A 22,753-nucleotide genomic window follows, 5' to 3' on the forward strand; every position below is an offset into this window, starting at 1 on the left:
GCAGGGAGAATTGCTATGAAGATGAATACGTTTTATGTCAGTTTAACCTTGCTTTTAGCTTATGGACAAACCGTAGTAGCTGATGAAGTAGAAGAGTATGATTTTTCGTATAAATCAGACTACTCGGTTACAAATTATGAAACTGATCTTGCTTTACTGCCGCAGTTTGATGTGACGGCGGATACCGGTGAAGTTTTGTTTGATCGTCGTGATGGGTTAGCTGCTAAAGTAAGTGTTAATCAGAGTATCGAGTCAGTTAAACAAACCGTTGTGGCTTACTCGGCAAGCAAAACAATGACATGGCAAGCTAATTACTTGCCACAGCCAAACACTAACAAACTCAATAAACTTTATACATTTTCCGTTAAAAATGAACGTATCCCTGTTTATTATGATGGACAAAAACATGTGTTAAATCGCGTTGTGCTCCAAGATGAAAATGGCCAAGTTTATTTCACCGCGAAATATGGTACGACAGAAAATGCTAAGCTGCATTTCCCCGCAAGTAAGTTGCAATACAAACTGACTAGCTTAAATGGCAGTATGCAATCAGATGGCAAATTGAGCTATAAAAAGAGTAATCCATTTACCGCTGCTAAAACTGGTTACAAGGTCAGGGTTTCTCTTAATAACAAGGTGAATGAAAGTTTTGTTATTGCTCCATCCTTAAGGCTAAATGGCTCTCATTCGGCCAACTTATCTACACCAAATGCTAAAAATGGCAACCATGGTAGTGATGGCCGTGGCGGAACAAGTTATTCCAGTAGTGCGTTATCAAGTGTGGCTGGTGCGTTTGCTGGTGGTAGCGGGCGAGACGGTAACAATGGTGGTGATGGTCGTCGAGGTGGCGATGGTGGTGATGGATATGATGCGAAAGATGTTGGCAGCATTAATGTGACAATTAAACCCTTTAACTCTCCCTTCTACCAACAGCCGTTAAAGGATTATACCTATAAATCTAGACAAGGTTCTGACCACTTATTATTTGAACAAACCCAAAAACTTTACATCGCAGCTGTAGGTGGCAGAGGTGGTAAAGGGGGGAATGGTGGTGACGGTGGTAATGGCGGTAATGGTGAGTCGGGATCCGCGGGCACCAAAGGTAATAATGCAAGTGAATACAGCAGTGCAGGAAGTGGAGGTACTGGTGGTGACGGCGGTGACGGTGGTGACGGAGCTCGTGGGGGTAATGCAGGTGACGGCGGTAACGGTGGTGATGGCGGTCGAATTCAAGTCACATTATTTGGTCCAACCAGTTTTCAAGCTAATGCCCGTAGCTACTTTAGCGCTAAGGTAGGCGGTGGTTCTGGTGGTAGTTCTGGCCAGCCGGGCTCTGGTGGGTCTGGTGGTAGCCGAGGTGGCGCGGGGCCTGGTGGTCCTGGCGGTAGTTCATATTACAACCCAAATTGTACGATAGATTATTCAACAGGTTATTCAAGCTGTAACCCAATTAGTCGATCAGCAGGTTACCAAGGTAGCTCAGGCTCTTATGGTCGCTCTGGTTCATCAGGTTCGTCTGGTTCTTCAGGCTCATCAGGCTCTTATGGATCTAGCGGTAATATTAGCTTTTATGCGTCTGGAAATTGATTGAATCATGCATAAAGAAGCAAATGATGTTGCAATAAAAGTTACAGATTTAGACAGATATTATCTTATCGATGGAAAACAGTCGCCGATTTATAAAAACCTCACTTTGGAGGCAAAGGCAGGTGAGGTTACTTTAATTATGGGAGCCTCAGGTAGTGGGAAGTCCTCGCTTTTAAGACAGATAGCTTTATTGGATAACATACCTAAAGGTGACATTTTTTATGGTCATCAATCTGTCGCCTCTTTAGGCAAGGCTAAAAAGGCTAAGATTAGAGCGAAAAACTTGGGTTTTATTTTTCAGTCTTTTGCGCTTATTCCAGAATTTAGTGTGCTAGAAAATTGTGCTTTGCCGCTTTTAATGAATGGTAGTAAGCGTACAGAAGCGAATCATAAGGCGAAGGATTATATAAAACGTTTTATGAATGATATTGATCCGGATAAAAAGCCAAATGAGTTATCAGGAGGAGAGCAACAAAGAGTTGCCATCATTAGAGCTTTGATCCATGAGCCTAGTGTCGTGATTGCAGATGAGCCAACAGGAAATTTAGACGAGATTAATGCTGAGTTTATTAAGTCAGAGTTAAAGCGAATTGCCAAAAGTTTAGGCAGTGCCGTCATTATTGTTAGTCATGATAAAAGTTTTATTGAAAGTGCTGACGCTTATTATCAGTTAGATGCTTGTCCTAATGGATTAAGTAAGTCTTTATTAACAAGGTATAAATGAGTGCGGTTAGATATCAAGTTGCTGCTTGCTTGGCGATTTTTTAAAGGGCCATTATTTAGCTTTTTTATACTCTTTGCCTTTGTTTCCTGCTGTATTTTTAGCTTTTTTTTAATTACTGATAGTTATGAGAAACAGGTTGAAGAACGTTTTGCTAGTAAACAGCCACATTTCACCTTGAGTTTGGGGGGGGGTGTTTCTAGTTGGTCTGATTATAAAGCATCAGGTGAACTAGAAAATTTAAAGCGGAGCTTGCAAGATGAAGGCAGTATTTTAAGTGTAAGTGAATTTACTAAGGTCACTAAATGGCTAAGGTTAAAAGCAGCTACTGCGCAGCAAAGTGGTTTTGAGTCGGCTCAAGAGTACGATAAATTTAGCTCAGGTAATGTAACCCTAATTGGTTTAGAAAGGCATTTTCCAAGTGTGATCCCATTAACTGAGCTTAATTATTACGATGCTGGGGCCTATAAATTTAAAATTACTAATCTTGAGTTTGCTGCTGATTGGTTAATGAATCCGAGTTTGGTGTTACCCAATGCCGTGTTAGATGCGAGCTTTTTTGCTCCCATAAGTCAAGAAGTCAGTATTAAATCAGTAGGGCATGGCTACCAAGGAAAAATTAAAGCTTTTATTAATGATTATAACGACGAATCCATCTTATATATGGGGATTGAACAGATAGCGGCATGGCTTGATGACGATGATTTAAAAGAAGAGGGTCTTTACCTTCGTATCTTAGATAGTCGCGATATTGAGCAGGGTAAAAATGTGATTACAGCTTTATTGGCCAAGACAGGTGAAAACTGGACTGTAACAACTTGGTTAGATGAGAAAAGTAAGCAAAAAAGTATTTTGTTGATGACGAAGCTTCTAGGTTATAGCTTGATCAGTGTATTGGTATTTGCCTTGATTCTTATATTGGGACTTAATCAGGCGAATGTCTTCATTAAAAAAGCTAAGTCATTGAATATACTTTATATGACAGGCTATTTACTGACACTACCTCTGGTTGTAACTAGCTTTTTTGTTGGTCTATTAGGACTTTTATTGGCTTATTTGGTGACTTTTATTTGGCTAAAACCCATGATTCTACAGGTGTTTTCTGTCTCAACAACTTTACACCAAGGTATGTCTTGGGGAGTGTGTATTACGGTACTTTTGTTGATTAACTTACTTAATTTGATCGGTATGAAGAATAGGTTAGGGTATTAATGTTTAATCGAAATTTTAGACTTATTAGCAGTATTATCTTGGCAATAGGCCTTGTGGGCTGCAATACAGTTGAAGAAAAGCCATCAGGCCCGACCAATATTTTTGATGAGCTTGAATTAAAAGTATCGGAAGCTAAGGCAGCTAAACCTAATAGTTCTAGTTGGTCTGACCCTAGTGTTAAAGATATTAGATTGGTTGGCCCTATTTACCAGACGGGTTTTGAAAAAAGGTCACCTGCTACCAAAGCGCTGACAAAAGTACTGCAATACATAGAAAATAACCCCTCTAAATTGCCTCAATTAACAAAACGCTCTTTAAATGACCAGTTCTCTGATTATCAGGTGAGTGATTTTGTACTAGGAGATAATGAATTTAGTTATATACCCGCTGTTTTTAATGTAGGTTATGGTGATGAAGCTGACTTAAATGCCGTGCTTAATATCGTTTTAGAGCCAAATGGCCCTGCTGAAATTGGGTTTTATATTGATGCTCAAGCTTGGCAAAAAGACATTATCAGTTTACAAGGCTATAAAACGATCAAGTCAGAAGGTAAAGATCGTAATTCTACTTGGTATCATTATAAGTTAAATCTTGAAGGGCAAGACAGTAAGGCTAAAGTCGATGCACTTTTGCGTATGGCTCTTTATGCAATTGGTTCAGATATTCGTGAGTTTGCGAGTATTGATCGCGATGCGGTTATGAAATTTAACGATAAAGATTATGTTGTAGAGCGAGCGAATGGCGATACTTTCGCTTTTATCTACCAAGATAGAGTTAAGCTTATTGAGAAGGATATACAACGAAAAATAGATGGGTTAGATAAAGAAAGAATTCTTAACAATACTGCCAATGCGCGAAGCCTTTTTATTGATGCTAATGAGAGTTATGCCACAGTAAACACGCTAACAGATTATGTAAGTCAGGTTTCTCTTATATCCCTTAAAAACTCAAACCAAGTTAGGCCCCTATGGGAAAGTAAGCAATGGGATGAGTTTGCAAAAGCGGCATATTTTTTACCTAAACTAGACCTTACTCTTATTCTGACTGATAAAAACTTAGTTCTAAAACAAGGTAATCTTGTTAAGTTTAAAAAAGACGCTACAAGAATAAGCTCTTTGAATGTGTTAGAAGCGAGAGAAAAAGCCTTTTATGTTAATAGCGGTGTTGCCTACTCCCTTGATCTTAAAAGTTATCAAGAAAAAGTACTAAACACATTGGGTAAACTGTCTTTATTGGCTGCAAGCCAAGACGGTAAAAGCCTTTATAGTTTGTCAGAAGAGACAAAACTCTCTTATTTCGACGCTAAGAATCAGCGCTTAATTAAACTTAAAGATTCAATTGAGTTAACTGGTATGCAGGTCTGTTCAGCGGGTAAAAAACTCTTATATTGGCATAAAAATAAAGCGTATCTGTACGAAAACCAAACTCAAACACACCACCTTATCCAGTTTGCCTCAGACCTTGATGAAGACTTAATTGCAGCAACCTGCGCTGTGTCTGAAAATAAGCTCTTATTCATGACAGAGTCTGGAGGAATAAGGCAAATCGACACAGAGACCTATCAAGAAATTACCCAATTTGCTGGAAGCTATGATGCTTATGACAAGCTAAATTCTGGCTATGTTCTTCATTATTTGGCTGAAAGTGAGTTTGTTTATGGCGGTAAAAATGATCTTAGAATTAGGCCCACTACCACAGAAGCTGAAATTAGACGTGTTTATCAAAAACGTTTAGAGCGTATTGAAAGTGCACGTTCATGGTTAGATAAATCATCGATTAAACAGTTGGTTTTTGCTGAGTCTATCTCTACAAGTGACTTAGACCTATACCAAAGTCTATTTAATGAGCAAGTTGTCACACAGTCACAAAAAAGTGCTTATCTTAACTTTATTAATGAAGAGCAGGCAGATCCTTTACTTGTCGCCAATAAACCCAGTTTATTTAATGCTTTGAGTGGTGGTATAGAGGTGACGCAAGACGGCAATATTATGCTTGTAAAACAAAACGAAGTTGATTCATCTCGCTTTTTTACGACGTCTCAGCCTAACTGGGAGCATTTAGGCTTTCAGGTGGATACCCTTTTTCTTGGGACACAAGGCTTTGAGTCTAAAATCTATCGTCAGCTAGATAATGCGCAATTGACGGCAGATATCGTGAATATGGATTTAGGAAATGACGATTGGTTACTGACTAGTCTTACTAATGGTGAAATATCGTTCGAGTCTTTGTCATCAGAGTTTGAATTTAATGAAACTTTTGATGCTCACAAAGGTGCTGTGACTGCTACAGCGATGACACAAGATAGAAAGAAGCTCGCCACCGCAGGCCGAGATGGTTTGATTAAAATTTGGCAGATAAATATACCGGCTAAAGAAGATGAGTCATGGATCAACTTAGAAAAAGAGCTAAAAGGTTATGCGGGCCATGTGCTAGACCTTGAGTTTGTTGATGATGAGACTTTGTTATCAACGGGGACAGATCAGACGATAAAACTTTGGGAATTAAGTTTTGAAGGTACTGTGAAAAATGAAATGTTAGGTCATACAGATAGTGTCAAATTTGCTAAGTATGACGCTTCGATTCATAAAGTGGTTTCTGCTAGTGATGATGCCAGTGTCAGAGTATGGGATATAGATAAGGCTGAACAGGTTAAATCTTTTAAAGGGAGTAAAGGCGGGGTTGTTAGTTATCATCTTGGTTCTAACCGACTGGCTTATGCAAAGGGAGAGCAAATCATAGTTAAAAATATTGTCAGTGGCGATACCTTAGGCCGTATTGCAATTGAACAAATGCCAATAGGGTTAGCTCTTGGGGTAAATGGCCTTGTTAGCTATCTTATTTACCAAGACAAAGTGGCTGTTCACAAGGTGGCAACAGGTGAGCTGATCAATGATATTCAGCTGGCCAACGTAAAGAATATTAAACAAGTTTTTACCAGCTTTAATGATCATGATTTATATATAGTGACAGACCAAGAGGCTTACATGCTGAATATGGGCCGATATGCTTTATATGGAATTGAAGATGCTAATTAATAAGAAATCTGTGCTTGCATGTTTAGCTGCTGTATCTTGCTACCTAAGTCCAGCATTAACTTTGCATGCCGTCGAGATTCAAGATGAAAAACCTGATTGGGCTAAAAGTAATTATAGAGCTGACTCGGGTTTGGATTTTATTGGTTTATCACAGTTATGGGTATCTGGCCTTGCTCAAGCTGAAGCAAAATCTATTACCGAAGCCTGTACTAATGGGCTAGGTAAAGTCTCCGAATTTTTTAGTGTTGAAATCGCATCAAAAAGCTCATCATCTCAAGTGGTGGTGGATGATGAGTTTCAAGGACAGTTTAGTGTTAAGACTGATAAGTTAAGTCGAATTAATCTCACAGGTATTAGTGTTACGGCTTCTTATTCAGAGCGGGTAGAAAAGGGCGATTATATACAATCATACTGTCTTTATCGTTTAACTCGTGCTCAGGTTAATGAAATTAAAAGAGATTTAGCGAAAGAGGCCGCTGAAATTCAGACACTTATTAGCCAATTTGGTGCAGAGTTAAACTCAGGCAATATAGCCCAAGCCAAAATACAATTGGCTCTATTAAAAGGGAAAAAAAATGTATCTCCTGTACTTATACAGGAGTTGGATGTTTTGCTAGTTGAGTTTATAAAGAACAATATCGCGATAGATTTAGTGTTTGGTCAACACGCTTTTAGCGCTAACGATATTCTCTCTGTGCAGCTTAGGTCTAATCAAAATGTCTTTGTTTATTTGTTTGTTGATGATGGGCAATATGCAAATATGATTTTGCCAAGCCCTGCTTATGGCTTTAATCTGATTAAGCAAGATGTGGCTTTGACAGTACCAACATTGGAGCAAAAGAAAAAAGGAAACATTTATAAACTGGCTAAATCTCATCAGGGTAAAAAAGAGCCGAAGGTTTATTTAGTCGCTTCAAAGCAAAGGCTGCAAACAGGTTTTGCTAAACCTGCTTTTAATCGCTTTTTAGTGAATGATACATCCAAGTTTAGTGACTTTTTGGCCAGTTGTAGGCTAATTCAAGATTGTATAGTGAATCAATACCCTTTGATGTTGGATCAAACGACATCTGATTTTAGTATTCAGTCCTATGCACTCTTTGTAAATCGCCAGCCTTATGATGATCTTGGCCAAAATGTTAAAGCTACCCTTATCGAGCAAGGTTTTAAATTTGATGATAAAGGGCTTAATTTAAAGTTCTTTATTAATCATAAAAAGGTTTTTTCAAATAAATTGGAAGCGGATATGTTTGTGGCTGAATTACGCCTGGTTTCAGATGTAAATTCACAAAATAAGACATTGTTAAAAATGCGCTTTAATAGTCTATATGATGAGAGTCGTACTGACTTTTATATTGAGAGCATGCTTAAAAAGGCCACAAAAAAACTGATGAGTAAGGTGGAAGCAGGTGAAGTATCTTATTAATTTAGTATTAATAGGTTTGGTACTAAGTTGCTTCAATATTAACTTGGCAAATGCAGATAATGAGGCGGTTGAAAGCTTATTAAGTGAAGAGCTCCCTATAAATACAATTGAATGGGTAAGTATTACTATTAAGGGTAATACTTGGCCTGAAATTATAGGGCCAACTTTAAATCTTGGTGATGACTTTAGCTTTATTTCCGCGTTGCATTCTTTGCCAAGTGACTTTTCTATGATGAAAACAGAGGTGACTTGCACTCAAATGTTAGCGGGTGAAGGCTTATCTTCATTTAGAAAAATAGAAATAGCTAATTTGTGTGAATATGGTATGGATGAACCTGTTACTGGTGTCGCATTTCATGAAGCAAATGATTTCTGTAACGCTTTAGATGCTAGTTTACCGACTGAGAGCCAATGGGTTTATGCAGCAAGTCAGGTAACAAATGACTGGTTAACGCGATATGGCGTGATTAATTATTTACATTCTGAAGAGCCGCAAAACGAATTACTGAGTTATTTTGCGGCTTATAAAGAGGATGCCTATGAGACAAGTGAAGGCCCACTGGGCCTACTTGGGTTATATGCAAGTGTTTGGGAAATAACGCAAAGTATTTGGGGCAAGAACAATCGTGCCTATGTAATAAAGGGCGGTGCTTTTGATCTGGTTAATAAACCTTGGTTGATGCACCCATACTTAAAAGCGGCTTATAACGAAAATGATGTGGTCAATCAAAATGTTGGTTTTAGATGTGTTAAACCCTGACGTAGATTTTATCTATATAGATAACTTTAAAGGAGAGCGTAATGCTTAGCTTTAACTATCGATTAAAAAGTCGTTGCTTTAGCGCCATTTTAACGACGCTTATGGCGAGTTTATGTATAAAGGCTAACGCGGCAAGCCTTGCTAGCCAAGGGCTTAGTGAAAGCATTGATCATTATTCAAGTATCAATTATCAGGTGAGAAATAGCGCTCAACGTCAGTTAACTTATGCTAAGCCTGGTACGCAGACTACGGTCCTAACCTTGTTAGAGTCGAAAAATAGCCTACAGCTCAAGCAAGGTATCAAGGCTTTTCAGCCATTGTTTCAATCAGTTCAGAAACAGCAGAATTATCAGAATTTAAAGAAAGCTTTTATTGATCAAAATGGTGTTGAAAGACAAGCAGATTTAACGAATGAGCTTAATGAATTAGATCAAGAGCTAAGTGCTCTATCAACCCAAGTAAATAATGAAAAAGACGTAAATAAAAAAGCGAAATTAAATAGTGAACTGGGTAAATTAAAGCAAGAACAAAGGAACCTTGAAAAAGCAATAAAAGGTATTAAGCGAAAACAGAATGGTCTGACATCTTTGCCTGTTTATGACCTTTCTCAAGTGTTTGCTCAAGCTTATAAGAAAAACTTCTTTTTGGTAGATAGTGAATCTTTATACCTAGTCAATGTGAAGGTGACAAGAGCTCGATATCAAGATAGTTTGAGTGGCAAAAGCTTGTCTGTAAATGAGCTAGATTATCGTATAGACAGCCAGATTACGTTGGCGTCACCTAATAAGTTTTCACGTCAAGATCGCTCAGTGCTTAAGCTAACTTACCATCAAGATACCTTGGTGCATTTCAGCTATAGACAGCAAGAAGGCGTATTAAGTCATTTAGAAGACGCAGCCTTGTCTGAATTCGCGCGGTTGCTTAAGAGTACGCCGTTAGAACCTAAGGAGTTATCTTTTAAGGGTGAAACCTTAACAAACCTGTATCTATGGTCGAATGCTGATCAAGAGAAAACGTTAGAGGTTAGCTATAAAGAAACAGGTAAACGTAAAAACTTGATTCAAGTGAAAGTCAGTGCGCAAACAAACGTATTTGATCCTAAGCAATCTTCTACTGCACTTGAAAAACACATAGGTGTGCTTGCTGTGGCAAAAGGCCAGCGCTTAGTTGAACTGAAGAAAATACAAACCATCAATGGCAAAAAAGACATAGGTTGGGATCAAGATATTCGTAATGGCATCATAAAGCTGGGGCCAGAAACCATTTTTGTTTCTAAAGAAGATTATTATGGTTATGAAGGCTTATGGTATCTCGCAAGCTGGATGAGTCGTAATAATATTAAGCTAAAACGTATCTTTTTGATTAATGGTACAGAACCCATTTCTTTAACTGCCAAATTAACAAAAGCGGGTGAGGTTGAGATATCGAAAGCAGGCAATGCGCTCTATCAGTTCAGTGTCGATTTAAATGGATTCGTTACAAATTTATTCTTTACCCCATCTAAGCAAATGTTAACGCTAGTGAGTAAAGAAACAAAAACAACTAAGGCAAATAAAGCCAAAATTAAACAATACATGCAGAACAATAAGATAATTTTATTATGAATAAATTGATCTATTTAAGCCTTATTTCAAGCCTACTTCTTGGTTGTGCAAGTCAAGATACGGAAGATACATCCGCTGAGACAAGTTTAGAGCAGAGCTTTGAGCAGGACTTATATGTGGACCTGTTTGATGAGGAAGAAGAGGAGCTAGATTACGAAGCTTATTTCTTTGACTCTAAAGGGCAGCGCTTTTTAGAAAAGAATAGTTCTTTTAGTAAGCTAGATACATTAATTGAGAGACTAATAGAGCAAGCATTTGCTCAAGCTAGTACTCGTATGGCTAATGCTTATGGTGAGTTAGATGTTGCTTTAGAGGTAAGTGGTGGAGGCAGCTATCGTAATGACGTTATTACAGCATCTGAGCAATACATTGTTTCCAACCCCTTACTTAGCTTGAGAGCGCAAGAGGAAGAAGTCGATCAAGTATTAGGAAAAATCCTAAAACAGGAATTGGACCCTTTCTTTGCAACGTCTGACGGTGACTTTGGCGAGACAGCTGAGGTATCTGACTTGGTGCTATATATATTGGCTGAAGAAAAGGAAGAGACTCTAGACCTTAAAGTCAGTGCCTTAAGTAAGTCTGGTCAAGTATTGGGCGTCGCTAAATCAGAACTTCCCTTAAGAGGGCAGGTGACTCAAGCTAACCGTTTTTCTTTTGTTGAAGTACCTTTTAGCGAGAGTAGTGGTGGTCGTGAATTTCAAATCATGAGCTACCCTGTGAGCGTGAATGAGATGTTTGGATCAGGTTCAACGTCCATTGCAGTGACAGATGTTAGTTTAGAGCAGGCAAGTAATTACTGTTATGAAAACGATTTACGTTTGTCGTCACCCTATGTTTTTGAATTTGCTCGCCGTGATTTACAAATTAATCGACCGGCTGGCAATGCCTATGAAGAGATCATTGCGGCAGTTGATTATGAAGATATCGACGAGCCATTTTATCGAGAAGAAGACAGATTAGAACTAGAAGATGATGATATGGCAAATACCTTTCTGGCTTTTAACTGGAACACAGAGCGTTACACAATAGTGTCAAATAGTTATAGCTCTAGAAATATGACGTTTCGTTGTTTTAAACAATAAAAGTCTTATAAAAGGTACGTATGTTGTCATGATATTAAATCAGTATTTTAGGAGCCTTGTGAATGCGTAAATATCTAATAAGCATGAGTCTTTGCCTTGTGTTGTTATTTACTCAATCAGCTTATGCTGCGAATAATATAGCGATTGCTGAGTTTGTAAATAATATTCGAGGGTCATTTAATATGCTCGTCGCAAAAGAGTTTGTTCCTGGCTCTAAGCGACTTAAAAAGACACGTAAAATGATTAAAAAAGGCTATAACAATGAAATCCGCAATATGCAGATTCTACTATCTGGACTGGATCTAGTTGCTAACATTCGTACCGCCAACCCCAAGCTGCTACCTCAGTTTGCAATTCAAGAAAAAGAGGTGGGTAAAACGTTAGATAATGTTGTTGTCTCTTTAACAAGTATTATAAAAACGCGTATTGATGCCAGTAATCAGTTGGCTTCAACACAAATTGATAATTCAGGGGCAGAAATTGAGCTTATTGATGAAGAGTTTGATGAAGATGATATCGGTTCAGATATTGATTTAGATGATAATCTAATTGAAATATCAGACGAATCTATTGAGATAGATAATGAAAGGCTAAATTTAGATGATGTAGCTAAACAAGCTTACATTGATATAGCCATTCAATATGTGCCTCAGTTTGCAGGTAAAGAAGTGACTTGGTATGCGGGCGATAAATCCGAAAAAATTCAATTAGGAAAGGGGATGTCGTTAAAACATGCGTTTGTTCCTTATTCACGACAAGGGCTCATCCAGCCATATCCGCTGCATTCAATCTTTGCGACCTCTTTTCTACCTGACCGTAAAGGGGTGCTTCACGTGATGCGCATGTATATTATTCTCATGGTGAATGAAGCAGAGCACGGTACTGTCCGAGTTGCTACCAGGGAAATACCGACCTTTAGATGGGATAGGAACCCTTACTTTATCGCCGCTGCAACTGGAACTGTTTTGAAGAAGATATTTACCAGTACCTTAGGTCAAAAAGTAGATAGCTTTTAACGATAAGGATAAAGCTGGTGCTAGAACATTCAATTCAGTTGCTTAAAATTTTAAGCAGGGGGCAATCAAAATTTATCCGTTTAGCTCTTTTGAGTTTGCCCCTAATACTGATAATTGTATTTTATAGCTTTTTCATTACTCAAAACTTGGTAGATGCTTTTGAAAAGCATATGCACAAAAGCTACTTTGGTGTGTTTGGTGATCTACAACTAGTATCAACCTCAGGATTACTAGAAGAAGTTTATAATGCACCTGAACTCAAACATCTTAATCGTTCCTACCGTATCTCTACTCAGTCTGTTTTATTATTTGAAGCTGGTAAGAAAGACGTTCTAAAAGGCGTCAAACTTCTTGCTTATGAAACGGATTACCTTATTAATAAATTTAACTCAGAGAGTGATCTTAGGAGCTACCAATCTGGTTCAATCATTTTAAGTGCAGTCGTATTTAACCAGCTTGATGCGGGAAACTATCAGATAAAAAGCATCTTTAACCCTTTGACTAAGTCATCAGCTAATTTTAATCAGCAGATGAAATTAGATTTTGGCTTTTTAGGCAGTGAACCCATTGTCGTCATGAGTTTAGTTGATTTACAAAAGCTATTTTCAAACAATAAGCGTGAGGATAATGCTGATGGAAAGCTTAGCTACAATCAGATCGAATTTAATGGTTTGAATGAACAAGATATAGCGCTTGTTAAGCATGTTGCAAGTAGCGCTTTAACACTGGGTTTGGCTAATGATTATCAATTGATTAATCAAAAAGCGCTGACGCAAGAATCCCGTCTTATTTTTGCTCGCATTAATTATTTTAAAGCGGCATTCTTTTTTATTCTTATATCCATTAGTTTTGCGATTTATTTGATGGCGCTGAAATTGTTACTGAATACTAAGAGAGAGGCCCTTACTATTCTGCAATGCTTAGGTGTTTCGAATACTCGCATTGTGATGACATTAGTATTATTAATCTTTGTGGTTACTTGTTTATGCTTCTTCTTAGCCCAACAGTTGGCTTTATCATCAACGGCTGAATTCATTAAGTTTGTTGGTATAACGCTTTAGAAGAGGGTTAGTTGATTGCTAATGCTTGTTTTGGGTTTCTAGGGTAGAACTTTTCTTCAGCGCATTCATTTAAGGTGAATTCTCGCGTATTTTTATAAGGCATTTTCATAAAACCGGATACACCTAACCCTTTAATTTCTGGTATGGCATCAACAATGCGAGATAGTGCTGCGGCAAACGCTTGTTCTTGCTCAGGCTCTAATAAGACATAATAACTATGTACTTTAAGGTGAGTCGGTAAAGCCTCAAAAATAATAAGCCCCGTGTGTCTTATCGTATTTAAGTAAGCAATTTCTCGCATAATGGACTCTGGTAAATTAAGTAATTCATCTGGGTCCTGACCGTCTTCAAAATAAGAGTGGTTCCGGCTGTGGTCTTCACTAAAAGGCGTGTGAGTCACGTCAAATGGTATGCTCATTCTATTGTCAGGAATAAAAGCGGCTTCTTCATCAACACGATTGATATGCTGAGTGTTTTTAGCGTTAAACATGCAGCATTTAAAGACACCATCTCTGTGGATTGTTCTTGCAAGCGCCACAATATTGTTAACGGCTGTGACAAAAGGGAGCCTTAACGCGTTATCTTTTAAATGTAAGCTGGAATCGATATAAAGGTGCTCTTCATCCCATCTAAGAGCTAGGCCACCCACGACAGGGTATTTGCCTAATCGGCTAATGGCACCTAAGAATGCTCGCTCAGTATGTCCCATGCCATGCATGAAATTCTTGTAATACTTTTCAAGTTCAACATCATCTACTTCGGCGAGTAAGTAATGATCAATATTACCTTCTTTTAAAAAGCTCTTTCTTGAGCTGTAAACAACGGTTTCCATATCAGTTGCTTCATTGAAGCTCCATATAGGAATGAGTGGCTTTTCTTCTTCTTGAGGTAATTCCGGCATCACAAGACGTTTCATGTTGTCGATTTGTCGGAATAAATAATCACCAGCAGTTTGTCTTTGTTTTCTGTCGCCCGAGAGTAGGGTTTGTAAACACACTGCAAACTCTTTAGGTAAGCCTAGTGACGTAACTGGGATAGCATCATAGCCATAGCGGCAACTTTGCCCAGAGGCTAAAGCATACAGAGTTCCAGCAGCACCTTGTTCATCAAATCTTGGTGAACTTAAGCCACCATTTAATTGCTCTTCACCTATAAAATATACATCACCTAATTTTGCATTGGTTTGTTGCAAGTCTTCACTTAAAAAGCTGAACTGCTGGTGGCCAATTGCTTGGCCTGTAGTATCAGTTTGTGCGAAAACACTTGAACCCCAGTCAATTAGCTTGATGGTTTCTGTGTTTTCGTCAAAAACGATATTGGAAGGTTTAATATCACCATGGACAATGGGGGTTTCAACCTTATCTTGGGTGGCATTACGCAGGCTTTTAAGAATATCGATTAATTGCGCTGCAATTTTGACAACTAATCTGGGGGATAATCGACCGTGCATGACTGAGTAGGCCTCAAGGTCCAGACCTGGCGCTCTTTCCATCATGAGTACAGATTGTCTCGATATTTTTGTGTATTCACTGACGGCAGGAATAAGCGGATGCATGACCTGCGACTGCATCCATGCTTCATCTTCTAACCTGTCTTGAATATGCTGAGGTAAGTTGATTCTTGAAAACTTAAATACGTAATCAGAGCCATCATTCGCTTGTCCACCAAAAACAAAACCATAGGCCCCTTTGCCAATAAATTCTATACCTGTAAAACCAAGCAATTTTAACTGATCAATACATAATTGAACCCAGTCTTTTATCTTCTGAGCATCTTCATGGCTCATCAAATAAATTGATTGTTCTTCGTTAATATAAAACTGTTGTAGCAAGGGGCGCGTCATAGATGCTTATTCTTGTTTGCTTAACGTAAGTGGGAAAGCATAGTTACTGGGTTTTCAAGATAAGCTTTCCAGTGATTACAGAAACGAGCCATAGTGGCACCGTCAATTACTCTGTGATCGCCTGACCAGCTGATCTGCATTATCTTACGAGCTTCTACTTCACCTTTTTCATTAAACCTTGGTAGGGTTTGAATCTTGCCTAGGGCAACGATTGCTACTTCAGGTTTACTTATAATTGGTGTCGCAACTGTGCCGCCAATTACGCCAATGTTGGAAATGGTAATAGTGCCACCTTTCATCTCATTGTTTTTGAGCTTACCTTGGCGAGCCATGTCAGCAAGGCGGTTCACTTCTTGGCAAACTTCAAACAAAGAAAGAGACTCAACATTTTTTACATTAGGTACGAGTAAGCCTAATGGTGTGTCGGCCGCCATGCCTATGTTAACTGCGTTAAGGTAGGTTATTTCAGTACAAGACTCATTGACTCGACTATTGAGCTCAGGGAAATGAGGTAGGCTAAGTGCTAATGCCTTCATGAGGAATGGCATCATGCTAAGCTTGGCGCCTTGATCTGCAAAGCTAGCTTTAAGCTCCTGGCGAAGAGAATCTAGTTTGGTGACATCGATTTCTTCTGCGTAAGTAAAATGAGGAATCGTACTCACTGATTCCATCATTTGTTTTGCCATAACCGCTTTTACGCCCTTAATAGCTTCAGTTCTGTTTGTTTTACTATCAGGCACTGTAGACAGTGTTTGTGGGTTATCTAATTGTGCTGGCTCTTGCATATTATTAAATAGGTCTTGTTTCATGACTCGACCGTTTTTGCCAGAACCAACTACTTGGCTGATCTCAATATTGTTTTCTCTTGCTAAGCGTCTCACCGCAGGGCTGGCAATGGCTTTACCTGTATTTGCAAGTGCGCTGATTTGAGTCTCTGAATCTGGCACTGTTTGAGGCTCTAGAGTATTGATATCTGAATTAGCGACCATAGCAGGCGCTTCTACGACTTGCTCATTGGTTTCTACTGATGTTGATTCATCATCTGCAACTTCAATTTCAAATAAGGGTTGATGTACTTTGGCAATTTCACCTTTTGCATAATAAAGCTTGCTAATGGTGCCTGTGTACATAGAAGTGATTTCTACTAAAGCTTTGTCAGTCATAACATCTGCTACAGACTGATCTTCTGTGACTGCCATACCTTCACTTATGTGCCAATCGACAAGTTCGCATTCAACAATACCTTCACCGATATCCGGTAGAATAAAATCAATTTTCATTATGGGTCTCCTGATAACGGGTTAGTAGTTTAGGCTGGCTTTAATTGCTTCATAGGTCTTCAGATGATCTGGCATATATTCTTTTTCTAACGCTAGTGGAAATGGGGTATCTAAGCCTGCCACTCTGACAATAGGGCTTTCTAGGTATAAAAAGCATTCTTCTTGAATTGCGGCGGCAATCTCTGCACCAAAGCCACTGGTTTTAGGTGCTTCGTGGTTAATGATAAACCGACCAGTTTTTTTTACTGATGCAGATACAAGATCACGATCCCAAGGTAGTAGGGTGCGTAAGTCGATAATTTCACAGGAAATACCGTCTTTTTCTGCCATTTCAGCGGCTTTTTCAATGGCTTCCATTTGCGCTCCCCACGCAAGTAGACTGATATCTGAGCCTTCCTTAACTATTTCGCCTTTACCGAGAGGGATTTCATAATCATGATCTGGCACTTCACCCGTTGAAGCTCGATAGAGCTTTTTAGGCTCAAAAAATATGACAGGGTTATCATCACGAATTGAGGCAAGCAATAAACCTTTCGCCTGTTCTGGATTGCGGGGAACAACCACTTTTAACCCTGGGGTATGGGTAAAGTATGCTTCAGGGGATTGTGAGTGGTAAAGACCACCATTTATACCACCACCATATGGGGTACGTATGGTCAGGCTACCTACATTAAACTCATTACCAGAACGATATCTAAATTTAGCTGCTTCATTCACAATTTGATCGAATGCGGGGAATATATAATCAGCAAATTGTATTTCGGCAATCGCTGTCATACCTTGAGATGCCACACCATTTGCAAAGCCTATAATGCCTTGTTCTGTTAAAGGGGTGTTAAAACAACGGTGTTTACCATGTTTTTCTTGTAGTTGGCTGGTCGCTCTGAACACGCCGCCAAAATGACCTACATCTTCACCAAAACAAAGGGTTTTCTCATTGCTTGTCATGGCAATATCTAAAGCATTATTGATTGCCTGTAATAAGTTAATTTTACTCATCGTCGAATCTCCAAGATGTTGTTTTATATGCATCCGGATATTTTCGGATATGTTGCTCTAGTGCCTTGTGCTGTTCTTCTAAATGCCAAGGCAAGCTGTCATATACATCTGTAAATAATTCTTTTAGAGCTGGGGCAGGTACTTTTTCCCCTTTTTTCATTGCTTGTACAACACTGGTTCTATGGGTTTCTTTACGCGCTAATTCTTGCTCTTCATCCCACCAACCTTGATGTATTAACCAATGCTTAAATCGAGAAACTGGACATTTAGAACGCCAAGTATCTTCTTCGGATTTATTGCGATACCCACTTGGATCATCTGAACTTGAATGAGCGCCTAATCGGTAGGTCATCGCTTCAATCAAAACAGGTTGATGATGTTCAACGGCAAGCTTACGAGCTTCTTGTGTCGCTTTTAAAACCGCCAATACATCATTGCCATCAACTCGAATTGTTTTAAGGCCGAGGGCAACACCTCTTGGCGCTATACCATCACCGGCAAACTGTTCATGAGCGGGTGTTGAAATGGCATAACCATTGTTTCGACAGAAGAAAATTGAAGGTGTTTTTAAAACACCTGCCATGTTTAGCGCGGCATGGAAATCACCTTCTGAGGCTGCGCCATCGCCAAAATAACAAATCACACAGTTTGGTTTATCTTGCGCTTTCAGGGCGTAAGCGTAGCCTGTCGCCTGTGGTAACTGAGTTGCTAGAGGTGACGAAACGGTCATGTAATGAAGTTTATTAGAACCATAATGAATGGGCATTTGTCGCCCTTTGCCGTAGTCCTTTTCATTAGAGAAGATTTGGTTCATAAATTCATCAGGTTCAAAGCCACGAAAAGCGAGAGCGCCTTGCTCACGGTATTGAGCCATGATCATGTCATCGTCTTTAAGCGCTGCTGTACTGCCAATATCGGCCGCTTCTTCGCCTGTTTCAGTCATATAAAAGCTAATACGACCTTGACGTTGAGACGCCAGCATACGCTCGTCTAAAGCACGAATAAAAAGAAAAGTATCGTAGATTTTAAGTGCTAGTGTCTGGTCAATATCAGGCATAGCAGCATTAGGGTAGAGGGTTCCGTCATCTTGAAGTATACGTAAGGTTGGTATATTCAAGGATGAGTTTTCTGAAAATTCAGGGCAATGCACGATCTGCGCATCTGTCTTGCGTTTATCACTCATAGTTGACCTTCTTGTTTTTATTTTATGACTAACGATTGTGTCGGTAGCATGGGTAAGATTTTTGGGATCGCCAAAAACTTACCCCGTGACTTTAATACCGAAACACTAGTTATGTAAAGATCATACTGAAGAAGATTATGTAAAAGAGTGTTGCAGTATTATCAGTTTTAAATATAGACCCTTAAGGCGCAACTGATTAAGCTTTATAAACTTTTTTGTTAGGAAATTGGTTCAAGAAGGCGGTTGGAGGGCGTTTTTGTGAAAAAAAGAAAACTTGATATTGGATATTTATATAATTACGACTGAATGCGATCTTGAAAAATCTTGGCTTTTTGATGATAAATAAACCTAATTCAGTCGTGAAAAATAAACTTTTTATATAAGTGCCTGATCAAGTCCAGAGAAAATAACTGGTTTTCCTTTGTCAGTGATTGAAGCTGCAATGATTTTTGCCTTCAAAATTACCTTTTTGTCACTGGTTCTGATGATTTCTTGATGAAAGTCGAACTTGAATTTTGACTGGCGTTCAGCCTTAGTTGTGACAATGAACTCATCACCACTGGTTAGAGGCTTTTTAAAATCGAGCTCTGCTCTCATAACAACTAAGTGAATTCCTTGCTTGGTAATTTCAGCAAAATCAACATTGTTAGCGAGTAAGAATTTGTGTCGAGCGTGTTCGATATAATTCTGGTAAACCGAGTTGTTTACTATACCTTGCATATCACATTCATAGTCTCTTACTTCAAAATTAATCGAGTGTAATTCAGGCATAGGGCATCCTTGGTTTAAGTATAAAGTTTACTATAAAGTTTGTAATTTGGAGGGTTAATGAGAAACGGTGCTGTTTCTTCCCATTTTTTTCGCTTCAGTTAAGTATTTTTTGGCCCTATCCATTAGATGATCGGCGTTTTCTTCACCAATTGTTGTTGCAACGCCAATGGATACTGTGAAGCGACATAGCACTTTTTTGGTTTCTTTATGTCTTAGAATCTGACCTTCAATATTCGCTCTTAATGTCTCAGCATATTGGCTACTAAAACTCATACTTGCTTCATTCATCAAGATAGCGAAAGTACCACCATAGAGTCTGGCAATCAAAGCGTTTTCAAGCTTCTTACTTTTTAAGTAATTTGCTAAGAAACGAATTAGCTGATTTCCAACTTGTTTACCATGGTCTTTATTGATTTTATCTAGATGATCAATGTCTAAAATGAAAAGGGATAAGTCATCTTCTGCTGCTGGGAGCCAAGAGAATAAATGCCTTTCAAGTCCTTTTTGATTAGCAAGTTTTGTAATTGGGTCAAGTTCTACTTCACTCTTAGCTTCTGCAAGGGCTTGTTTTAGCTCTGCCATTTCAGTTTGCGCTTCTTCAAGCTTAGCTAAGAATTTTTCAGATTCTTGTGAGGCTTTTTCTGTACCCTTTTCAAGATATGACACGACCTTTTCTAGTTGCTTATTACCTGAGCTTGATTTGAGAACTTTCTTGCTATTGCTAAGCACCAAGTTTAAATCCTTGATGCTATTTTCCATTTGTTTGGAGCTTGAACCCACTGTATTAATAATTTTTTCAATTTGATTCTTTTTGTCATCATCAAACTTTTTATCGTCATCAGCAACAAATTCGTGGAAGAACTCCTTTGCTAAGAAATGAGGAATATTACCCAGTTTGCGAATAGTTTGATCGACAATTGTATTTAATTGAGAGTCACGGTTGGAAACATAATGGTACCAGACACCATAGTTATAAGGTGTTGGAGGAATGTTTAATTTTACCATCAAGGGTACAGCTTTCCGCAGCAAACGTGACGCTTGTATTGGATTGTCTTGATGCATTTAAGCGTTTCCTCTTAGGTATACATTGTCGAATTTCCGTCCTGGTGAAATCGAAAAAATAAAACAGTTAAGTGAGTTGCTGTTCATTTATTCTTACTGAAACAGCATTTTTATCGTTTGCTTTGAAATAAATCACGACTAGTTTATCGACTAAACATGTAAAAGCTTTAGTAGTTTTAAGTAAAATTAGAGTAGGGTTTAGTAAAACTTAGCCACCTGCTTTTTTTGCTCGTATCTTCTTCTTTTCTAAGGCTAAAATTAGTTTATCCCTATGATCTCCCTGGATTTCGATTTGATTGTTTTTTACCGAACCACCAGTACCACATAGGTTTTTTAGCTCTTTTGCTAGGCTTTTTAAGTCTTTTTCGGTTAAAGCTAAACCTGTGATAACAGAAACGCCTTTACCTTTACGGCCTTTTGTATCAAGGGTGATTTTTACGTTACCGTCACCAACTAAAGCGTTTTCATCTTTACAAATACACACATTTTGATGTTGGTTACAGTCAGGACACATTTGAGTTTGATCTGTGGAGTATACGAGGTTGCGCTTTTTCATCTTGCTCTTAATCTAAAAATTCTGCTTGGCATTATAACATCCTCTTTGAGGGAATCATGGCTGTTTAAAGTTATTTTGCTCATTAATTCGAAAACTTTCCTCAGTCTGCCTAAAATGAAAGTGACAGGAGTCACACAAAAGACATTAGATTAATTTTGATATGTCATTTTTCAAACAAGGTAATAAGGGACTCCTTTTATTTTCGAGTTATCACTATGAAGTCTCTTTTTTATACAAGAACGGCCAGCACTCAGGATGTATTAAAAATTTTAGCTTTTGAACAAGAAAACAAAGACTGGTTTTTAAATTATCTACCCAGCTCTTATTTAGATAAATTGGATCAAGGTTTCATACGTCAGCAAATAGAGAATCAAAGAGATCATAAGTACTACTTGGTTTATTCAAACTCAGGAGTACTGATTGGTCGATTTAACCTCTACTTCATAGAAGAACACAGGAAAGTTGTTGAGGTTGTTTATCGTATGGATCAAGCTTGGATAGGAAAAGGCATAGCAAGCTATATCCTTAAACGACTTGTTGCCTATTGGGCTTCATCTGGAATAGAAGAAATATATGCCACAACACTAAAGTCTAATTTGGCAAGCAACAAACTCTTATTGAAAACGGGTTTTAAGGTAACTAAGCGTCCCTCAAAACCTATTCTAATAGGGGATGTGAATCAAGAAACCAGTGAATATGTGTGGTCGATTGAAGGTTAAACTTCTGTCTATATTTGTTAAGTGTCAGCTGATACTTTCGTCGGCTAAATACTGAATAAAATCGCTAAAACTTACTGGTAACGGTGCTTCACAACTAATTGAGTTTAAGCTAACAGGATGAATAAAGCTGAGTGACTTGGCATGTAACATCAATCTTTGGGCTCGGCCTAAACCTCTAAAGAGTTTGTTATGGTGGCGACAGCCATAACGAGTATCACCTATTAGCGGAAACCTTATATGCTTAAAGTGTCTTCGTATCTGGTGTTTTCTACCTTGCTCAGTTTTGACTTCCAATAAGGCGCAGCGAGTGGTGCTGTACTTGCTTACAGGGTGATTTAAGGTAAACCGATTGAGGCAAGAAAAGTTCGTGATAGCCTCTTTTTCTGTACCTTCTATTTTAAAGCGAGATTGGCCTTTGTTTTCATTTAATTTCGCCAAAGGGTAATCAATAATGCCAGTGTCTTCTGGGTGACCTCTAACAATACAAAGGTAGTTCTTGTCTACCTTTGCTTGGCTAAACTGTTTAGAGAGGTGGCGAGCTGTCTCAGCGCAAAAAGTAAGCACAAGCGCACCCGATGTACCTCTATCAAGCCTATGAACAGGGTAAACCCATTTACCAAGTTGATTATTTAGCCTTTGTACAACGGCATCAGTTTCTTGGCTAGCAAGTTGAGTGCGGTGAACGAGTAAACCAGAAGGTTTATTGATGACAACAAGGTGATCATCTTGGTATAGGATATCTAAATGCATGTTTTAATAAATTAATGTAGATCGAAATAAAGGCTTATCAGTTTAATAATAAGCCTTTATGTATTGTTTGGTGCAATCATCAATAGATA

19 protein-coding genes are annotated in these 22,753 nt (G+C 38.5%); 11 read left to right on the plus strand and 8 right to left on the minus strand.

Translation table 11 applies throughout. The features are described 5' to 3' along the window. The first annotated feature begins 15 nt into the window (after positions 1 to 15). The 10 genes from OA91_RS02520 (at position 16) to OA91_RS02565 (ending at position 13,501) form a co-directional block, all read left to right on the plus strand. Positions 16 to 1,587: a hypothetical protein gene (locus tag OA91_RS02520; protein WP_063337020.1), complete on the plus strand. Its 1,572-nt coding sequence runs from the start codon at positions 16 to 18 to the stop codon at positions 1,585 to 1,587. 7 nt (positions 1,588 to 1,594) lie between these two features. Next, positions 1,595 to 2,311, plus strand: a complete 717-nt coding sequence (locus OA91_RS02525; protein ID WP_063337021.1) for an ABC transporter ATP-binding protein — start codon at positions 1,595 to 1,597, stop codon at positions 2,309 to 2,311. Continuing rightward, complete coding sequence (locus tag OA91_RS02530) at positions 2,312 to 3,520, plus strand: hypothetical protein (RefSeq protein ID WP_063337022.1); 1,209 nt, start codon at positions 2,312 to 2,314, stop codon at positions 3,518 to 3,520. It abuts the gene before it with no gap. Then, the gene (locus OA91_RS02535) at positions 3,520 to 6,555 is read left to right on the plus strand and encodes a hypothetical protein (RefSeq protein WP_063337023.1); all 3,036 of its coding nucleotides are present in this window, start codon (positions 3,520 to 3,522) and stop codon (positions 6,553 to 6,555) included. Before OA91_RS02530 ends, OA91_RS02535 begins: the two co-directional genes overlap by 1 nt. Then, positions 6,545 to 7,978, plus strand: coding sequence for a hypothetical protein (locus OA91_RS02540; protein WP_063337024.1), 1,434 nt, complete (start codon positions 6,545 to 6,547; stop codon positions 7,976 to 7,978). Before OA91_RS02535 ends, OA91_RS02540 begins: the two co-directional genes overlap by 11 nt. Then, complete coding sequence (locus OA91_RS02545) at positions 7,962 to 8,738, plus strand: formylglycine-generating enzyme family protein (protein WP_063337025.1); 777 nt, start codon at positions 7,962 to 7,964, stop codon at positions 8,736 to 8,738. Before OA91_RS02540 ends, OA91_RS02545 begins: the two co-directional genes overlap by 17 nt. 41 nt (positions 8,739 to 8,779) lie before the next feature. Next, positions 8,780 to 10,342 carry a hypothetical protein gene (locus tag OA91_RS02550; protein WP_063337026.1) on the plus strand — a complete coding sequence of 521 codons (1,563 nt, stop codon included), beginning with the start codon at positions 8,780 to 8,782 and terminating at the stop codon, positions 10,340 to 10,342. Beyond that, entirely contained in the window at positions 10,339 to 11,424 is a 1,086-nt protein-coding gene (locus OA91_RS02555; RefSeq protein WP_063337027.1) for a hypothetical protein, read from the plus strand. Before OA91_RS02550 ends, OA91_RS02555 begins: the two co-directional genes overlap by 4 nt. A gap of 62 nt (positions 11,425 to 11,486) precedes the next feature. Beyond that, entirely contained in the window at positions 11,487 to 12,440 is a 954-nt protein-coding gene (locus OA91_RS02560; protein WP_063337028.1) for a hypothetical protein, read from the plus strand. 170 nt (positions 12,441 to 12,610) lie between these two features. Then, a complete protein-coding gene (locus tag OA91_RS02565) occupies positions 12,611 to 13,501 on the plus strand; it encodes a hypothetical protein (RefSeq protein ID WP_157203776.1) in 891 nt (296 codons plus the stop codon). A gap of 7 nt (positions 13,502 to 13,508) precedes the next feature. Here the strand turns inward: OA91_RS02565 and OA91_RS02570 are convergent, their stop codons facing one another. From OA91_RS02570 to OA91_RS02600, 7 genes are all read right to left on the minus strand, one after another. After that, positions 13,509 to 15,344 carry a protein kinase domain-containing protein gene (locus OA91_RS02570; protein ID WP_063337030.1) on the minus strand — a complete coding sequence of 612 codons (1,836 nt, stop codon included), beginning with the start codon at positions 15,342 to 15,344 and terminating at the stop codon, positions 13,509 to 13,511. A gap of 20 nt (positions 15,345 to 15,364) precedes the next feature. Beyond that, on the minus strand, positions 15,365 to 16,624 hold the full coding sequence (locus OA91_RS02575) for a 2-oxo acid dehydrogenase subunit E2 (protein ID WP_063337031.1): 1,260 nt from the start codon (positions 16,622 to 16,624) through the stop codon (positions 15,365 to 15,367). A 21-nt stretch (positions 16,625 to 16,645) separates the two neighbouring features. Further along, a complete protein-coding gene (locus tag OA91_RS02580; RefSeq protein ID WP_063337032.1) occupies positions 16,646 to 17,623 on the minus strand; it encodes an alpha-ketoacid dehydrogenase subunit beta in 978 nt (325 codons plus the stop codon). Then, positions 17,616 to 18,806: a thiamine pyrophosphate-dependent dehydrogenase E1 component subunit alpha gene (locus tag OA91_RS02585; RefSeq protein ID WP_046017208.1), complete on the minus strand. Its 1,191-nt coding sequence runs from the start codon at positions 18,804 to 18,806 to the stop codon at positions 17,616 to 17,618. The genes OA91_RS02580 and OA91_RS02585 overlap by 8 nt, the downstream gene beginning before the upstream one ends. 375 nt (positions 18,807 to 19,181) lie before the next feature. Next, positions 19,182 to 19,577, minus strand: coding sequence for an acyl-CoA thioesterase (locus OA91_RS02590; protein ID WP_063337033.1), 396 nt, complete (start codon positions 19,575 to 19,577; stop codon positions 19,182 to 19,184). A gap of 54 nt (positions 19,578 to 19,631) precedes the next feature. After that, complete coding sequence (locus tag OA91_RS02595) at positions 19,632 to 20,639, minus strand: GGDEF domain-containing protein (RefSeq protein ID WP_063337034.1); 1,008 nt, start codon at positions 20,637 to 20,639, stop codon at positions 19,632 to 19,634. A 208-nt stretch (positions 20,640 to 20,847) separates the two neighbouring features. Further along, on the minus strand, positions 20,848 to 21,195 hold the full coding sequence (locus OA91_RS02600; RefSeq protein WP_046017211.1) for a hypothetical protein: 348 nt from the start codon (positions 21,193 to 21,195) through the stop codon (positions 20,848 to 20,850). A 215-nt stretch (positions 21,196 to 21,410) separates the two neighbouring features. Here OA91_RS02600 and OA91_RS02605 point away from each other — a divergent pair, with 215 nt between their 5' ends. Continuing rightward, on the plus strand, positions 21,411 to 21,914 hold the full coding sequence (locus OA91_RS02605; RefSeq protein WP_063337035.1) for a GNAT family N-acetyltransferase: 504 nt from the start codon (positions 21,411 to 21,413) through the stop codon (positions 21,912 to 21,914). Positions 21,915 to 21,938: 24 nt separating this feature from the next. Here the strand turns inward: OA91_RS02605 and OA91_RS02610 are convergent, their stop codons facing one another. Then, positions 21,939 to 22,664: a pseudouridine synthase gene (locus OA91_RS02610; RefSeq protein ID WP_063337036.1), complete on the minus strand. Its 726-nt coding sequence runs from the start codon at positions 22,662 to 22,664 to the stop codon at positions 21,939 to 21,941. Positions 22,665 to 22,753: the final 89 nt, after the last annotated feature.

This window comes from Marinomonas sp. SBI8L, from assembly GCF_001624705.1.
In the GTDB taxonomy this organism is placed as follows: Bacteria; Pseudomonadota; Gammaproteobacteria; order Pseudomonadales; family Marinomonadaceae; genus Marinomonas.

Bases quoted from the DNA above. Each gene is read 5' to 3' on its own strand.
- OA91_RS02520 (WP_063337020.1), top strand. From the start codon at position 16: ATGAAGATGAATACGTTTTATGTCAGTTTAACCTTGCTTTTAGCTTAT.
- OA91_RS02525 (WP_063337021.1), top strand. From the start codon at position 1,595: ATGCATAAAGAAGCAAATGATGTTGCAATAAAAGTTACAGATTTAGAC.
- OA91_RS02535 (WP_063337023.1), top strand. From the start codon at position 3,520: ATGTTTAATCGAAATTTTAGACTTATTAGCAGTATTATCTTGGCAATA.
- OA91_RS02540 (WP_063337024.1), top strand. From the start codon at position 6,545: ATGCTAATTAATAAGAAATCTGTGCTTGCATGTTTAGCTGCTGTATCT.
- OA91_RS02550 (WP_063337026.1), top strand. From the start codon at position 8,780: ATGCTTAGCTTTAACTATCGATTAAAAAGTCGTTGCTTTAGCGCCATT.
- OA91_RS02555 (WP_063337027.1), top strand. From the start codon at position 10,339: ATGAATAAATTGATCTATTTAAGCCTTATTTCAAGCCTACTTCTTGGT.
- OA91_RS02560 (WP_063337028.1), top strand. From the start codon at position 11,487: ATGCGTAAATATCTAATAAGCATGAGTCTTTGCCTTGTGTTGTTATTT.
- OA91_RS02565 (WP_157203776.1), top strand. From the start codon at position 12,611: ATGCACAAAAGCTACTTTGGTGTGTTTGGTGATCTACAACTAGTATCA.
- OA91_RS02570 (WP_063337030.1), bottom strand. From the start codon at position 15,344: ATGACGCGCCCCTTGCTACAACAGTTTTATATTAACGAAGAACAATCA.
- OA91_RS02575 (WP_063337031.1), bottom strand. From the start codon at position 16,624: ATGAAAATTGATTTTATTCTACCGGATATCGGTGAAGGTATTGTTGAA.
- OA91_RS02580 (WP_063337032.1), bottom strand. From the start codon at position 17,623: ATGAGTAAAATTAACTTATTACAGGCAATCAATAATGCTTTAGATATT.
- OA91_RS02585 (WP_046017208.1), bottom strand. From the start codon at position 18,806: ATGAGTGATAAACGCAAGACAGATGCGCAGATCGTGCATTGCCCTGAA.
- OA91_RS02590 (WP_063337033.1), bottom strand. From the start codon at position 19,577: ATGCCTGAATTACACTCGATTAATTTTGAAGTAAGAGACTATGAATGT.
- OA91_RS02595 (WP_063337034.1), bottom strand. From the start codon at position 20,639: ATGCATCAAGACAATCCAATACAAGCGTCACGTTTGCTGCGGAAAGCT.
- OA91_RS02600 (WP_046017211.1), bottom strand. From the start codon at position 21,195: ATGAAAAAGCGCAACCTCGTATACTCCACAGATCAAACTCAAATGTGT.
- OA91_RS02605 (WP_063337035.1), top strand. From the start codon at position 21,411: ATGAAGTCTCTTTTTTATACAAGAACGGCCAGCACTCAGGATGTATTA.
- OA91_RS02610 (WP_063337036.1), bottom strand. From the start codon at position 22,664: ATGCATTTAGATATCCTATACCAAGATGATCACCTTGTTGTCATCAAT.